The following is a 14,734-nucleotide window of genomic DNA, read 5'->3' as shown; positions in this document are numbered from 1 at the left end:
GGGTTGGGGGGGCTTGATGGGGTTGGGGGGTCTTGATCGGGTTGGGGGGGCGGGGCGGGCCTCGCGGTTTTCGCCCCCGCCGCCCCTACCCGTCCCATCCCTTGAAGGGGCTCCGCCCCTTCCACCCCGCTGGGGCTGTCGCCCCAGACCCCGCCTCGGCCCTGAAGGGGCCTCGTCCTCAAACGCCGGACAGGCTGAAGATGCCTGGACCGGCGCCGGAACGTGGCGGGCCCCGGCCTCAAACGCCGGACGGGCTGAAGATGCTGCGCTGAGAGATGTGGGCGGGCTCGTTGTGTCCCGCTCCCCCGTAAAATCAGTCCCACTGTGTCTGACTCCCTCAACGCACCCGAAGCCCCCCAGCCCGGCGACCACGCTGGGCATGCCGACCACCACCCCGGCGTGTCCGTCCGGCACACCCGGGCCAAGGGTGAGCCACGGTTCCCGGACGGGCCCAAGGCCGACCCGGCCGGGTCGCACTTCGAGCGGCGGATCCGGAGTTTTCAGCCACGGCGGAGCCGGGTGACCGCGGGGCAGGCGGACGCGTTGCAGCGGCTGTGGCCCAAGTGGGGGCTCGACATCGACGGGCAGCGCGTCGTCGACCTGGCCGAGCTGTTCGGGAACGACAACCCCGTCGTGCTCGAGATCGGCTTCGGGATGGGTGAGGCGACCGCGCAGATGGCCGGCGGCGACCCCGGCACCAACATCCTCGCCGTCGACGTCCACACCCCGGGGCAGGGAAATCTGCTCAACCTCGCCGACCAGAACGGGCTGTCCAACCTCCGGGTCGGCAACGGCGACGCCATCATCCTGCTCCGCGAGATGCTCGCACCCGACGCGCTCGACGGGCTGCGCGTCTACTTCCCGGACCCCTGGCCCAAGAAGCGGCACCACAAGCGGCGGCTCATCCAGCCCGAGTTCCTCAGCCTAGCCGCGACCCGGCTGAAGCCCGGTGCCGTCGTGCACTGCGCCACCGACTGGGAGCCGTACGCCGAACAGATGCTCGAAGTGCTGACCGCGCATCCCGACTTCGAGAACACCCAGGACGACGGCGGTTTTGCGCCCCGTCCGGAGTTCCGGCCGCTGACCCGTTTCGAGGGGCAGGGACTGGACAAGGGTCATGTGGTGAACGACCTGCTCTTCCGCCGCGTACTGCGGTAGGAGCAGCGGGAAGACCGCACGAGATACCTACGACCTCTGCGACAAGAGCATCTGCAGCAACCCCCCACCGGCGCCCGAGCCCCTCGCGCTGCTGCGGGCGGCGCCCCTGCCTCGTTAGGGTCAATGCCGTGGCCACCTGTCCCCCGTACCCGACGCACCCCACCGGTCCCGCCGGTGCCACCGGTCCCACCGGCGGCGCGCTGCGGCACGCGCACTGGTGGCAGAAGCGGTGGGTGCGTTACGGCGCGCTCAGCACACTGCTCGCGCTCTCCGGGCTGGTCATCCTCGCCCTGGTGCGGGAGCAGACCGGTACCGAAGGGTTCCTGGTCGGGCTCGGGCTCGCCATCCTGCCCGTGCCGCTGCTCGTCGCGTCCTTCCGCTGGCTGGACCGGGTCGAGCCGGGGCCCTGGCGCAATCTGCTGTTCTCCTTCGCCTGGGGTGCCTGCGCGGCAGCGTTGATAGCGATCATCGCCAACAGCTTCGCGACGAGATGGATAGCGACCGCGACGGCCGATCCGTCGCACGCGGACACCCTGGGCGCGACCGTCATAGCGCCCGTCGTGGAGGAGATGGCGAAGGCCGCGGCCGTGCTGCTCGTGTTCCTGTTCCGGCGGCGGGACTTCACCGGGATCGTCGACGGCGTGGTGATAGCGGGGGTCACCGCCACCGGGTTCGCCTTCACCGAGAACATCCTCTACCTCGGTACCGCCTTCGGCACCGACCAGCTCTCCGGCGACAGCGGCATCAGCTCCGTCACCGCGGCGACGTTCTTCGTCCGCGTCATCATGTCGCCGTTCGCGCACCCGCTCTTCACCGTCCTGACCGGCATCGGCTTCGGCATCGCCGCGTTGTCGGGTGAACGGCAGCATGTGCGGCGGGCTCTTCTCCCCCTCTCCGGGTTGTTGCTCGCCATGGGCATGCACGCCCTGTGGAACGGCTCTTCGGCCTTCGGCGAGTTCGGGTTCTTCGCCGTGTACGCGGCCTTCATGGTGCCCGCGTTCGGGCTGCTGACGTGGCTGGTGATCTGGACGCGGCAGCGGGAGCTGAGGACCGTGCGGGAGGAGTTGCCAGCGTATGTCGTCGCCGGGTGGCTGGCCGCGAGTGAGCCGTTCGCGCTCGGCTCGATGCGGGCTCGGCGGGTGGCCCGGCAGTATGCGCGGCGCCGTGGGGGGCGGGGGGCGGCGCGGGCCGTGGCGCAGTACGAGGCGTATGCCACGTCGCTGGCGTTTCTACGGCACCGGGGGCGGCGGGGGCGGGCCGGTGCGGAGTTCGTCGTGCGGGAGCGGGAGTTGCTGCATGAGCTGTGGCGGCGGCGGGAGGTTGCGCGGCCGGCGCTGGAGCACGCGGTGGCTGCGCGGGCTTGGCCGACGTATGGGCAGGGGCAGGGATATGGGCCGGGGTACGGGTACGGGTACGGGTACGGGTACGGGTACGCGGCGCCGGTTCAGTGGCAGCCGTACGGGCAGGTGTACGGGGCGGCTGCGTCGTACCCGGTGTACAACCCGTATCGGACGTGACGGCAGGGCCGGGTTTCCTCGCCCCCGCCGCCCCTACCCGTCCCATCCTGTGAAGGGGCTCCGCCCCTTCGACCCCGCCAGGGGGCTGCCGCCCCCTGGACCCCCGCTTCGGCCCTGAAGGGGCTCCGCCCCTTCGACCCCGCCAGGGGGCTGCCGCCCCCTGGACCCCCGCTTCGGCCCTGAAGGGGCCTCGTCCTCAAACGCCGGACGGGCTGAAGGATCGCCCCCGCGGGTGGGTGGGGGTCCGGGACGGCAATCGCCTCGCCCTCACACACCGGACCAGCTGAAAGACCGCCCCCACGGCCGGGCGGAGGACCGGAACCGCAATCGCCTCGCCCTCGCCCCCGCCCTCGCCCTCGCCCTCACACACCGGACCGGCTGAAGCTGCCTGGCCGGCGCCGGATCGTAGCGGCCTCCTCCTCAAGCACCTGACAAGCTGGAAGGTTCGAACCCGCACCGCGGAGCAATCGGCTCTCAAGCCGACGCCTCCGTAAGCCTCCCCACCTCCTCCTCCGTCAGCCTCAGCTGGTCCACGCCGACCAACGCCGGCAGCTGTTCGACCGTTCGGGCCGAGGCGATGGGGGCCGTGATCGTCGGCTGGGACGCGAGCCAGGACAGGGCGACCGTGGCCACCGGTGCCTCGTGGGCGGCGGCGATCTCGTCCAGGGCGGTGAGGACCTTCCGGCCCCGCTCGGTCTGCGCGTGCTTGGCGGCGCCCTCGGCGCGCGCGCTCCGCACCGTCGTACCGGGGCGGTACTTGCCCGTGAGGAAGCCTGACGCCAGGGCGAAGTACGGGACCGCCGCCAGGCCCTCACGCTCGGCGAGGTTCTGGAGGTCGCCCTCGTAGGTGTCGCGGGAGACCAGGTTGTAGTGGGGCTGGAGGGCGACGTACCGGGCCAGGCCCTCGCGGTCGGAGAAGGCGAGGGAGGCCTCCAGGCGCTCCGCCGAGATGTTGGACGCGGCGATGTGCCGTACCTTGCCGGCCTTCACCAGTTCGTCCAGCGCGCCGATGATCTCCTCGACCGGCACTTCCGGCTTGTCGAAGTGGGTGTAGTAGAGGTCGATGTGGTCGGTGCCCAGGCGGCGGAGAGAGGCGTCGGCGGCCGCCTTGATGTTGGCCGCGGTCAGGCCCTGGAAGTCGGGGTGCTGGCTGACCTTCGTGGCGATCACGACATCCGCACGGTTGCCGCGGGCCTTCAGCCAGTTGCCGATGATGGTCTCGGACTCACCGCCCACATGGCCCTCGACCCACGCCGAGTACGAGTCGGCCGTGTCGATGAAGTTGCCGCCCGCCGCCGTGTAGGCGTCCAGGACGGCGAAGGACTGGGTCTCGTCCGCCGTCCAGCCGAAGACGTTGCCGCCGAGGGAGAGCGGGTAGACCTCGAGGTCGGAGGAGCCGAGCTTGCGAAGGGAAGCAGTCATGTTCGACATCAACGCCCTTGACGGAGTCCGCTCTTCCGGATCAGCCGCAAAGTCCCCGTAAACAAGCGGACCCCGGCGCTCCGGAAACCGGCGCCGGGGTCCCTCGAAGAGGTGGTGGCCTCAGGGCGTGAGCCCCTTGCCGCGCAGCCACGCCAGCGGGTCGATGCCGTTGGCGCTGCCGTCGGGGTGCACCTCGAGGTGCAGGTGTGCGCCGGTCACGTTGCCCGTGGCGCCGACGCGGCCGATGACGTCGCCCGTGCTGACCTTCTGGCCCACGCTCACGCTGATCGACGACTGGTGCGCGAACCAGACCTCGGTGCCGTCGTCGAGGGTGAGCTCCGTCTTGTAGCCGTACGAACCGTCCCAGCCGGCGAACGTGATCGTGCCGCTGTGCACGGCCTTGATCAGCGTGCCGGAGGGGGCCGCGAAGTCGAGGCCCGTGTGGTAGCCGGAGGACCAGTAGGCGCCGGCCTGACCGAAGGTCGAGGTGAGGGTGTACGAGGAGGTCGGCAGCGTGAACTGCTTGGCCAGCTCGGCGAGGCGCTCGGCCTCGGCCTTCTTGCGGGCCTCCTCCTCGGCCTTGGCCTTCGCGGCGGCGGCCTTGGCCTTGGCTTCCTCCTCCGCCTTGGCGGCCGCGGCGGCGGCCTCCTTCTCGGCGGCGGCGACAGCGGCCGCGGCGGCCTTGCTCTCGATCTGGTCCTGCTGCTGCTCGGCCTGCGCCATGATGCGGCTGCGCAGCGCCTCGCCGGCGTCGGTCGCGCCCTGGGTGGTCTCCTCGGTGGCCGTGCCCATGGTGCTGAGCGCGGTGCCGGTGTCCTCGGCGGGCGCGGCGTCGTCGGAGATCAGGGGCAGGTCCGGCATGGTGATGGCGACCGGCGGCTTGCCGCTGTTCGCGCTGGCCATACCGCCCGCGCCGACGGCGGCTATGACTCCGACGCCGAGAACCGTGGAGCTGCGGGCGAGTCCCCCGCCGCGCTGCTTGGAGACGCGATGCCTGCCGCGTACGGGACGAAGGGAATCCGCGGTGGGGTTCCACTCCTCGAACGGGCCCTCGTCGGTGCGGTGACGGTCGTAGCCGAAGGTGTCGGTACCGCGCTGACTCGGCACGAACGGGGCTTGCGGGGCAGGCCGGTTGGACGCCACGTGGGCGTACTCCTTTCCTTCCTTCTCGCCTACCGGGTTAGCTGACGGGTTCGGAGCAGGAAGGTCTCCTACGCGCGTATACCGGCCGTGCGTTCCCGGCGGTATCCGTGCGATTCACCCCAAGGTGGTGGTTCCCCGGTTCCCTTGCGGGATTCGGCGCGTGCGCACGGAGCCGACTCTTGTGACGGCTGGGACGACCGCGCTGCGTTATCGAACGTTAATAGACTCGGGGTGCGGATTCCAAGCTGTTCCGCTTGATCATTAACGATTTTCGCCTGGACTTACGGGTCATGAGCGGCCTAAATCGGGCGAGTTGGCCAAGGCTCAGCGGCCACACAGGTATTGACGCCATGTCAGTTGTTATGCGGAGGGCGGTCGCCCGATCACCGTTGGTGACGACGGTCGTGGTCCGCTCTCCACAAGATCTTCATCAGGGCCGTCGTGGGACCATCAGGGCCGCCGTACGGCGATGAGGGCCATGTCGTCCGCCATCCCGCCCCCGGAGTGCCGGCGCACCTCCGCCGCGAGCACGCCGAGCAGCGCGGCCGGCTCGCGCCGGGCATTGGCCCGCCCCGCGAGCCCCGCCGCGGGGTCGTAGAACCGGCCGGTCTCGTCCCGGGCCTCGGACAGGCCGTCGGTGTACAGGAGCAGCGTCGCCCCGCCCGGGAGGTCGGCCTCCTGGGCCCGGTCCGGCCAGGCCCCCAGCTCACGCATGCCGAGCGGCAGCGCGGGCTCGGGGGCGGGCAGCGCGCGCACCGCGCCGTCGGCGTACAGCAGCAGGGGCGGGGGATGCCCGCGGTTGACGAGGCGCAGGGTCCCGTCGCCGTGCGGCAGCTCGGCGAGGACGACGGTGGTGAACCCCTCGGCGGCCTCGACCCCCTCGCGTCGCGTGCGCTCCCGCGCCAGCGCCCGCTCCAGGCGCTGCGCGACCGCCTCCAGCGTGGTCTCCTGCTCGGCGGCCTCCCGGAAGGCCCCGATGACGACAGCGACCACCCCGACCGCCCCCATGCCCTTGCCGCGCACGTCCCCCACGACCAGCCGTACGCCGTGCGGGCTGTCCTGCACCGCGTAGAGGTCGCCGCCGATGAAGGCCCCTTCCTGCGCCGCCTCGTACCGTGCCGCGATCTGGAACCCTCCGATCCGCTCGGCGGGTTCGGGGAGTACGGCGCGCTGGGCGGCCTCGGCGATCGCGCGGGCCGAGGCGAGGCGCTCGTCGCTGCGGCGGACGAGGAGGTTGATGAGGGCGGCGAGGACGGAGACGGTGGCCACGGTGACCAGCTCGGTGATCACCTCGGCCCGGGGGAGGCCGCCGAGGCTGACACGGAGCACGAGGAGCACGAGGACGGCCGAGACGCCCGTGAACACCGTGCCGCGCTGTGAGTAGAGCGGGGCGGCGACCAGGGGTGCGGCGGTGAAGAAGGGGGCGCCGGTGAAGTCCGTGGGCGTGACGTAGTCGTACACGCCTCCGGCCGCGATCAGCAGGGCGGGGAGCAGCCGGACGAACCGGCGCGCGTACGAGATCCGCCGTTGCTCCACCTCCCCAGGGTTGCCGAAGCGGGGGCGGGGGGCGAGTGGTGAAGGGCCGACCGGACGAGCGGGGAGGCCGGTGAGAAGTCGAGTCAGAAACAGGCGGGAAGCCGCGCGGGAATCCGAACGGAAAACCAGGCATGAAGCGGGCCGGAGGCGGGCGGGAAACCGGGCGAGAACCAGGCCGGAAACCGGGCAGGAAAAGACTCAGGGCCGGAACTGAATCAGTTCCGGCCCTGGGCCATCAGTAGCGGGGACAGGATTTGAACCTGCGACCTCTGGGTTATGAGCCCAGCGAGCTACCGAGCTGCTCCACCCCGCGGCGATGACTCAATAGTACGCCATCCGCGGGGTGGAAAGCACACGCCTTTCCCGGCGTCACGGCAGCAGGTGACCATTCGGGGCCTTTGCCCGCTTCTCGTACTCCGGCAGAACCAGGACATCCACCCCCTCCCCCGCCAGCAGCCCACTCCCGTCGGCAGCCACCACGAACGTGTCCGGCTCCCGCCAGGCCGTCACCACCCGCCGCACCCCCGCCGCCAGGATCAGCCGTGCGCAGGGCGCCGGCCGGGAGGCCCGCCGGGTGCACGGCTCCAGGCTGCTGTACACCGTCGCCGAGGCCAGCCTCGGATCACCGGCCGCGATCTTCGCGAGTGCCGCCTCCTCCGCGTGCACCACGGGATCGCCGCCCTCCCTGGAGTGCCCGCGCGCCAGCTCCGTACCGTCGGCCGCCACCACCACCGCCCCGACGCTGAAGGCCGTCTCCGACGGCGGGCACTGCGCCGCCAGGTCGCACGCGAGGGCCAGCCAGTGTCGGTCGGCGGCGGCGGGAAGGACACCGACCCCGGGCGCCGTCGGCTCGTAGCGCATCAGCACGACGTCCTCGATGCGCCGCGTCTCCAGCAGCCGCAGCCGCCCGGCCTGGTACCCGCCCGGGCCGAACAGCCGCGGCGCCTCCGGGTCCCCCACGAACAGCGGCGCCAGCACCAGCTGCACCTCGTCGGCCAGCCCCTGCTGAAGCAGCTGGGTGTGGATCGTGCCGCCGCCCTCGACCATCAGCCGCTCGACGCCGCGCACCTCGCGCAGGTGCCGCAGCAGGGTCCGCCAGTCCAGGTCCGTGCCCAGCGCGACCACGTCCGCCGCGACCGGCTCCCGCCGCAGCCGCTCGGCGCCCTTCTCCGTCGTATAGACGATCTTCTCGCCGCCCGTGTGCCAGAAGTTCGCCGTAGGATCCAGCTCGCCGGACGCGCTGACCGTGACCTTCAGCGGATACTCCGGCTTGCCCGCCGCCACCCGTGCGGCCCGCCGCCCGGCCGAGTTCACCAGCAGCCGCGGATTGTCCGCCCGGATGGTGCCGGCGCCGATCAGGATGGCGTCGACGGACGCCCGTACCTCGTCGACGCGGTCGAAGTCGGCCGGGCTGGAGAGGAGCAGGCGCTCGGGGGTGGTGTCGTCGAGGAAGCCGTCCAGGGAGACCGCGGCGGACAGCAGGACGTAGGGGTACGACGGCATCGACACGCTCCGCTTGGTTCAAGTTTGAAACAAACTTACACTGGTCGCATGACGACTCGCTGGCTCTCCCCCGAGGAGCAGCGCGCCTGGCGCGCCTACATCGCCTCCGCCGCCCTCGTGGAGGACGCGCTGGACCGGCAGCTCCAGCAGGAAGCCGGCATGCCCCATCTGTATTACTCCATCCTCGCCACCCTGTCCGAGGCTCCGGAGCGCAAGCTGCGCATGACGGACCTCGCGGAAGGGCTGAAGATCACCCGCAGCCGGCTGACGTACGCCGTGACGCGGCTGGAGAAGGACGGGCTGGTGGGGCGCGAGGACTGCCGCTGGGACAAGCGCGGCAGCATCGCGACGCTCACCGAGGAAGGGATGCGCGTCCTGGAGCGCGCGGCCCCGGGGCACGTGGAGACCGTACGGGCACTGCTCTTCGACCGGCTGACCCCGGAGCAGGTCGGGCAGCTGGAGGAGATCTTCACCGCGGTCGTCGAAGGCTTCCAGGGGCAGGACGCGCACGCCACCGCGGATGACGTGCCCTGGCGGCGACGCTCCGGCAAGTCCTGTTCGTGAGGTACGAGTCCGGGTCGTGAGGCGCGAGTCCGGCCTGTGACGCGCGCGACAGACTTGTTGCTTCAAATTTAAAACATGAGGTAGGGTCCTGGACCGAGGAGCTGCTTCAAATCTGAAGCAGTAAGCCCCCGTACGGAACCCGGAGAACCCGCATGCCCGACTTCACCGCCGCCACCCAGCGCGCCCGTGTCCGGGTCCCGCTGCGCTTCCAGGACGGCTACCGCGCCGACGCCGAGCTGGTCACCTTCCACGGTCTGGCCGACGGCCTGGAGCATGTGGCCGTCGTCCTCGGCGACCCCGCTCCCGGCACCACCCCGCTGGTCCGGCTGCACTCCGAGTGCCTGACCGGCGATGTCTTCGGCTCGGCCCGGTGCGACTGCGGCCCCCAGCTGCGCGAGGCCGTCGAGCGCATCGCCGAGCGCGGCGGCGTGCTGCTGTACCTGCGCCAGGAGGGCCGCGGCATCGGGCTCTACAACAAGCTGGACGCGTACGCCCTCCAGGACCAGGGCCTCGACACCTACGCCGCGAACGCCGCCCTCGGCCTCCCGGAGGACGACCGCGACTACACGGCGGCCGCCCAGATGCTCGCCGCCCTCGGCATCGGCGAACTGGACCTGCTCTCCAACAACCCCGACAAGGCCGACCAGTTGCGCGCCCTCGGCATCGAGGTCCAAGGCCGCGTCCCCACCGGCGTCTTCGCCACCCCGGACAACGTCCGCTACCTGCGCGCGAAGGTCCTCCAGACCCAGCACACGCTGCCGCTGGGGGAGCTGGCGGGGCTCAACGTCGGCTGAGTGACGGCAACAGGAAAGGGGCGGGCGTCCGGATCGGACACCCGCCCCTCAGCCATGCGTCATACGACCACGGCCATGACCACTGCCACGACTACGGCTGTGACTACGGCGTGACCTTCTCGATCGTCACGCCGCCCACACCCGCGGTCGTCCCGCGCGCGTTCACCAGCCGCACCTCGCCGAAGAGCTGTCGGCCCTCGGGCACGGCCCGCGCGACCGTGACGTTCGCCGTCACCTTCGCCGAGTCGCCCGTGCCCAGCTTCACCGGCGTCGACTCGTCGACCTTGACCGAGCCGAGCGCGGAGGAGAAGAACGCGTCCCGGTAGTCGAACTCGGTCCTGCCGGACGGTACCTCGAAGCCGACGACCTCGACGGTGTACTTGCCTGCGGCCGGGTCGGCGATGGAGACGGACTCGTCGGAGTCGCCGTCCGCGGACTGGCCGACGAGGTTGCCCTCGGCGTCGTACACGTTCAGGTCGAGGTCGGAGGCCAGGTCGGAGACCTTGCCGATGGCGACGTCCAGCGACGTGGTGCCCTCGGGCACCTCGACGGTGCTGGTCTGCGTCTCACCGTCGGCGATGGTCGGCCGCGCGGTCTTCGACGAGCCGAGCGCGCCACCCTTGAGGTTGCCCTCCACGGCCGCCAGCTTGTTGGTCACCGTCCAGGAGGCGGCGACCGGAGTACCGACCTTGGCCTCCGGCACGGTCACGGACGCCGGGTCGAAGGACGCGCCGTACACGGTGGCGTTCAGCTTGTACGGGTTGTCCAGCAGGGCCGACGTGCGGCGCGCGTCGACCTCGATCTCCCAGACGCCGGGCAGCGGGTCCGCGTAGGAGGCGATGTCCGTCGTGTTCACGTCGTTGTCGTCGACCGGGGTGCCGTACGGGCTGATGGCGCTGAACATCGTCCGGCTGCCCTCGGCCAGCCCGCCGAGCGTGACCTGGAGCGACTTCGTGCCCTCGGGGACGGTGACGAAGTACGACCTGACGTTGTTGCGCTGCACCGAGCCCGAGGCGGTGAAGGTGTGCTGGACCGGCGTGGAGACCACGACGGTGTTCAGGATCTGCTTGTCGACGCCCACCGTCCTCGGGTCGTCGGCCTCCAGGATCACGCTCTTGATGCCCGCGTGCTTCGGCGCGGCCTGGACCTTGACGGTCACCGCCTTGTTCAGCGGCAGGTCGACGACCTTGGGGCCGACGACGGAGAAGGTGCGCGCCTTGTTGTTCGCAAGGCGCAGGGTGTGCGGGAGCGAGCCGGCGGGGCCGGACGTACGGGTGATGGTGACGTCGTACGTCTTCTTCGACCCGGCCTTGAGGCCGCCCTCACGGTCGTAGACGCCCGTGCCGAAGCCCGGCGTCTTCAGCGCCTGGTCGAGCGCGGTGTCGACCGGGGCCTTCACGGCGTAGTCGTGGGCGGTGGCGCCCGCCTTGACGGCCTTCCAGGCGTCGCCGACGTCGATGAGGCCGGCACCCTCCTCGTACGCCTGGAGTCCCTCGATGTGGTGGGCCGTCGAGGTGAGGGCGGTGCGCAGCTTCTCGGGCGTCAGCTTGATGCCCCGCTGCTTGGCGGCGCTCAGCAGCAGCGCGCTCGCGCCCGCCGTCTGCGGGGACGCCATCGAGGTGCCGTTGTACATGGCGTAGCCGGCGGGCAGCTTCCAGCCCGCCTCGGCGATCGGCGAGCCGGGCATCCAGGCCGGGATCGTGCTCACGGCGGAGCCGGGGGCGACGACGGTCGGGGTGAAGCCGCCGTCCTCACGCGGGCCGCGCGAGGAGAAGTTGAACAGCTGGTACTTGTTCGCCACGCCGGTGCCGTAGTTGGCGGCGAAGGTCTCCTTGGAGACGCCGGCGCCGACCGAGATGACCTTGTCGGCCAGGCCGGGGTCGCCGATGGTGTTGGCGCCGGGGCCGGAGTTGCCGGCGGAGAGGACGAGCTGGACACCGTAGGTGTCGATGAGCCGCGTGTAGAGCTCGGCGCCCGCGTTGTTGCCGTCGTTCAGCGGGGGCAGGCCGCCGATGGACATGTTGACGACGTCGACGCCACGGTTGACGACGAGGTCGATCATGCCCTCGGTGAGCGCGACGTTCGAGCAGCCCGGGCCGAAGATGCAGGCCCGCGCGGAGACGATCTTCGCGCCGGGGGCGGCGCCGTTCATCTTGCCGCCGAACATGCCGTTGGCTGCGGTGATGCCGGCCACGTGGCTGCCGTGCGAACCGGCGGTGAGGCCGATGTTGACGAAGTCGGCCTTCTTGCCGACCCAGTCGCCGCCCAGCGGGTCCATCGGGACGTCCTTGCGGACCTCCACGACGAAGTCCTGGCTCTCGGGGATGTCCGTGGCCGGGTTGTCCGTGCCGAAGCGGCCGACCTGGTGGCCGTCCTTGTACGGCTTCATCGGCGTGTCGTCGGTGAAGTCACCGTTGTCGTTGACGTCGACGGTCACGGTCCCGGCGGCCGGGTCGTACAGCACGCCCCAGTCGTCGGTGGTGTCGCCGTCGCGGTTGACGTCGCCGTCGGCGTCGCCGTCCGTGACCTTGCCCTGGTTGGTGACGGCCTCGCGGAAGGTGCTGATCCCGTACGAGCCGGCCGGGGCCTTCCAGCTCTTGCCGCCGTAGGTGAAGGCGGGCCCGGAGACGGAGGTGGTCATCGCCCGCCAGGTGCCGTCGCCGTCGACGATCGGGTCGGTGGCGGTCACCCAGTCGACGATCTTGCGCTCACCGGTCGTGGTCTTCTGCAGCGCGGGGCTCGCGAGGTCGACGCCGGTGTCGAGGACACCGATGGTGACTCCGCGCCCGTCGGCCTTCGGGTTCTTCTTCACGAAGTCGACGGCGCCCGTCTCGAAGGACGGGTTGTACGGGTTCTTGGCGGGGGTGCTCTTGTCCGGGCCGGGGTAAGCGGCCGCGGACGCGCTCGACTTGGCGCCGCCGTCGAGGCTCGGCGCCTCCAGGGGTATCTCGTCCCGCAGGTCGATGGCCTGCACGGTGGAGAGCTTCGCGGCGCCCGCGATGGCCGAGTCCGCCTTGCCGGTCGGCACGGTGGCCCGTACGTAGCCGAGCTTGTCGTACGTGCGGCCCACGGAGCCGCCCTTGATCGCGTCCAGCTCCGCGGCGACCTTCTCGGTCTGCCCGGGCGCCGTGGCGATCATCATCGTGACGGTCTTGTCGCGCTGTGCCTTGGCCTCCGCGAGGAGGTCGGCGTCGTCCGAACCGAGCTTGTCGTGGGCGGACTTGACGCCGGGGTCGGCCGCGGTGGCGGTGGCGCCGTCCGCGGCGAGGGCGAGGGGTATGGGCCCGGCCGCGGAGAGCGCGGCGACGAGGCCGGCAGCCACGGCGATACGGGCGACGCGTCTCGCGCCCGGTATCGGGGCCTGGTGGGGGGTGGGGGGCATGGGTGATCCCTGGTGCTGAAGGAATGAAGGCATCGGCGGCCGGAACGAGCACCTTCGACCGCCGCGGTCCGGAATGTGATCCCGGATGATCGCCCAGCTTTCCTCAAGGGACCGATTTCTGTTGGTAGTTCAGCGAGGTGAGATCGCTCACTGGCGCAAACTCGCCATACGTCAGCGCGTACTTATCGGGCCAGGCTGTGACATTCCTGTGGCGGCGGGACTTCGCCGAACTCGGACACGCGCGCTCGCATCCGGAGCGAGAATGGCCGCCCGGGCTCCGGAGGAATTCAAGGGATCCGGGAGTCCGGGGATTCGACGACGCGCAGGGACGGAGTTCTGCATGACCGACCGGGCGGCACCAACCGGACTGCGGATCGCCGAGGCACTGTCGTACGTATGCCGGCGACGGGACGAACTCGCCGCGCTGCTCGTCGGGAACGACGCCGCCCTGCACGCTCTCGAAGCCGCGGCCGGCCGCCCCGCCGTGGACGACGCCCTGCTCGCCGGCTTTCTGAACACCCTGCACAAGGCGGTCCGACAGGCCGGCGACCCGTTCGGGGTGTACGGCGGAACGGGCCGTAGCGTCACGCCGGCGGGTGTCCGCGATCTGGACATCGTGTACCGGTGCCCCTTGCGGCTGTGCACCGGCCGGTCCGGCGACGAAGTGGACGGCGACGTGCCGCACTGCCGGTTCGCCCCACCCGGGACGGCACTGATACGGGAGAGGCTCCCGTAGTGGGCGGGCTGCTCGGCGAACTCGGCAAGCAGCTGGCCGAGCGGTGGCTGACCCTCCTCGCCCTGCCGGGCGTGCTCTTCCTGGCGGTCGTCGCGGCCGGACACACCCTCGGTCACGGTGCCGCGCTGGACGTGGGGCGGCTCGTCCACGCGGTCTCGGACGCCGCCCGGCACCCCCAGGTGGGCACGGTGGGCGGCCAGGTCGTCCTGCTGGTCGCCGTCCTGGCCGGTGCGGCGGCCACCGGCCTGGCCGCCCAGTCCCTCGGCTCCGCTGTCGAACGGGTCGCCCTGGCCGCCGACTGGAGCGTATGGCCGTGGCCGTTCGGCGAGTGGGCGGAGCGCCGCGTGGCCCGCAGGCAGCGACGCTGGGACGCCGTACGGGCGGAGTACGAAACCCTGCGGCTCCAGGAGCGCGCTCCGCGTCCGGCCGATCGGCCCAGGCCCCGGGAGCGTCATCGCGCGGCCCGCAGATGCCGGCGCATCTCCGTCGAGCGGCCCGAGCGACCGACCTGGAGCGGGGACCGCGTCCATGCCGCCGCGGTCCGCCTGGACCGGGACGCCCACGTCAGTCTGCTCGTCGTCTGGCCACATCTCTGGCTCGTGCTGCCGGAGGAGATACGCGGTGAGATCGGCAGGGCCCGCACCGCTCTCGCCCGGGCCGCCGTTCTCGGCGGATGGGCCCTGCTCTACCTGCCTCTGGCCTGGTGGTGGTGGCCCGCGGCGCCACTCGCCGCCACACTCGCGATCATCTCGGCGCAGCGCCTGCGTACCGCCTCGGACACCTACGCCACCCTGCTGGAGGCATCCGTGCGCCTGCACCTGACGGACCTCGCCGACAAGCTGCGCATCGAGGAACAGCCGATGGGCCCGCCACTCGGTGCGGCGGTCATGCGACGGCTGAGCAGCCCGCCGCCGGTGCCGGAACCGGCCCCGTAGGGCCCCCGTGCGCCCCGGCTTCCCAGCGTTGTCTTTCCGTCAAC

General features: G+C 71.3%; 11 protein-coding genes, 1 tRNA gene and 1 riboswitch. Of the genes, 6 read left to right on the top strand and 6 right to left on the bottom strand.

Annotated features, from left to right (window positions below):
- Positions 1 to 324 precede the first annotated feature (324 nt).
- Both trmB and ADK36_RS45345 read left to right on the top strand, forming a co-directional pair.
- Positions 325 to 1,158 carry a tRNA (guanosine(46)-N7)-methyltransferase TrmB gene (gene trmB / locus ADK36_RS45350; RefSeq protein ID WP_078916838.1) on the top strand — a complete coding sequence of 278 codons (834 nt, stop codon included), beginning with the start codon at positions 325 to 327 and terminating at the stop codon, positions 1,156 to 1,158.
- Between the two features lie 128 nt (positions 1,159 to 1,286).
- Positions 1,287 to 2,675, top strand: coding sequence for a PrsW family intramembrane metalloprotease (locus tag ADK36_RS45345; protein WP_053201718.1), 1,389 nt, complete (start codon positions 1,287 to 1,289; stop codon positions 2,673 to 2,675).
- 474 nt (positions 2,676 to 3,149) lie between these two features.
- Here ADK36_RS45345 and ADK36_RS45340 read toward each other — a convergent pair whose 3' ends face one another.
- The 5 genes from ADK36_RS45340 to ADK36_RS45320 form a co-directional block, all read right to left on the bottom strand.
- Complete coding sequence (locus tag ADK36_RS45340) at positions 3,150 to 4,097, bottom strand: aldo/keto reductase (protein ID WP_048586889.1); 948 nt, start codon at positions 4,095 to 4,097, stop codon at positions 3,150 to 3,152.
- A gap of 120 nt (positions 4,098 to 4,217) precedes the next feature.
- On the bottom strand, positions 4,218 to 5,240 hold the full coding sequence (locus ADK36_RS45335; protein ID WP_048586886.1) for a M23 family metallopeptidase: 1,023 nt from the start codon (positions 5,238 to 5,240) through the stop codon (positions 4,218 to 4,220).
- Positions 5,241 to 5,252: 12 nt separating this feature from the next.
- Positions 5,253 to 5,409: riboswitch (cyclic di-AMP (ydaO/yuaA leader) on the bottom strand.
- Between the two features lie 281 nt (positions 5,410 to 5,690).
- Positions 5,691 to 6,776 carry a PP2C family protein-serine/threonine phosphatase gene (locus ADK36_RS45330; protein ID WP_053201716.1) on the bottom strand — a complete coding sequence of 362 codons (1,086 nt, stop codon included), beginning with the start codon at positions 6,774 to 6,776 and terminating at the stop codon, positions 5,691 to 5,693.
- 239 nt (positions 6,777 to 7,015) lie between these two features.
- A tRNA-Met gene (locus ADK36_RS45325) sits at positions 7,016 to 7,089 on the bottom strand.
- Positions 7,090 to 7,145: 56 nt separating this feature from the next.
- Complete coding sequence (locus tag ADK36_RS45320; protein WP_053201715.1) at positions 7,146 to 8,279, bottom strand: dihydrofolate reductase family protein; 1,134 nt, start codon at positions 8,277 to 8,279, stop codon at positions 7,146 to 7,148.
- 48 nt (positions 8,280 to 8,327) lie between these two features.
- Here ADK36_RS45320 and ADK36_RS45315 point away from each other — a divergent pair, with 48 nt between their 5' ends.
- Positions 8,328 to 8,843 (top strand): MarR family winged helix-turn-helix transcriptional regulator, encoded by a 516-nt coding sequence (locus tag ADK36_RS45315; protein ID WP_053201712.1) that lies wholly within the window; start codon positions 8,328 to 8,330, stop codon positions 8,841 to 8,843.
- A 152-nt stretch (positions 8,844 to 8,995) separates the two neighbouring features.
- Complete coding sequence (locus ADK36_RS45310; protein ID WP_048586882.1) at positions 8,996 to 9,637, top strand: GTP cyclohydrolase II; 642 nt, start codon at positions 8,996 to 8,998, stop codon at positions 9,635 to 9,637.
- 103 nt (positions 9,638 to 9,740) lie between these two features.
- Here the strand turns inward: ADK36_RS45310 and ADK36_RS45305 are convergent, their stop codons facing one another.
- Entirely contained in the window at positions 9,741 to 13,019 is a 3,279-nt protein-coding gene (locus ADK36_RS45305) for a S8 family serine peptidase (protein WP_053201710.1), read from the bottom strand.
- A 340-nt stretch (positions 13,020 to 13,359) separates the two neighbouring features.
- On the opposite strand from ADK36_RS45305, the gene ADK36_RS45300 reads away from it, so the two are divergent.
- Together ADK36_RS45300 and ADK36_RS45295 are read left to right on the top strand one after the other, a co-directional pair.
- The gene (locus ADK36_RS45300) at positions 13,360 to 13,755 is read left to right on the top strand and encodes a hypothetical protein (protein ID WP_048586880.1); all 396 of its coding nucleotides are present in this window, start codon (positions 13,360 to 13,362) and stop codon (positions 13,753 to 13,755) included.
- On the top strand, positions 13,755 to 14,690 hold the full coding sequence (locus tag ADK36_RS45295; RefSeq protein ID WP_048586879.1) for a hypothetical protein: 936 nt from the start codon (positions 13,755 to 13,757) through the stop codon (positions 14,688 to 14,690). Before ADK36_RS45300 ends, ADK36_RS45295 begins: the two co-directional genes overlap by 1 nt.
- The last annotated feature ends 44 nt before the right edge of the window (positions 14,691 to 14,734 follow it).

Source organism: Streptomyces viridochromogenes (assembly GCF_001270495.1).
Lineage (GTDB): Bacteria > Actinomycetota > Actinomycetes > Streptomycetales > Streptomycetaceae > Streptomyces > Streptomyces viridochromogenes_A.
Note: the sequence above shows the minus strand (reverse complement) of the source record. Positions and strands in the feature narration are given on the sequence as shown.

Excerpts from the sequence above, each read along its gene's own strand:
- ADK36_RS45340 (WP_048586889.1), bottom strand. The coding sequence starts at position 4,097 with ATGACTGCTTCCCTTCGCAAGCTCGGCTCCTCCGACCTCGAGGTCTAC.
- ADK36_RS45320 (WP_053201715.1), bottom strand. The coding sequence starts at position 8,279 with ATGCCGTCGTACCCCTACGTCCTGCTGTCCGCCGCGGTCTCCCTGGAC.
- ADK36_RS45315 (WP_053201712.1), top strand. The coding sequence starts at position 8,328 with ATGACGACTCGCTGGCTCTCCCCCGAGGAGCAGCGCGCCTGGCGCGCC.
- ADK36_RS45305 (WP_053201710.1), bottom strand. The coding sequence starts at position 13,019 with ATGCCCCCCACCCCCCACCAGGCCCCGATACCGGGCGCGAGACGCGTC.
- ADK36_RS45310 (WP_048586882.1), top strand. The coding sequence starts at position 8,996 with ATGCCCGACTTCACCGCCGCCACCCAGCGCGCCCGTGTCCGGGTCCCG.
- ADK36_RS45300 (WP_048586880.1), top strand. The coding sequence starts at position 13,360 with ATGACCGACCGGGCGGCACCAACCGGACTGCGGATCGCCGAGGCACTG.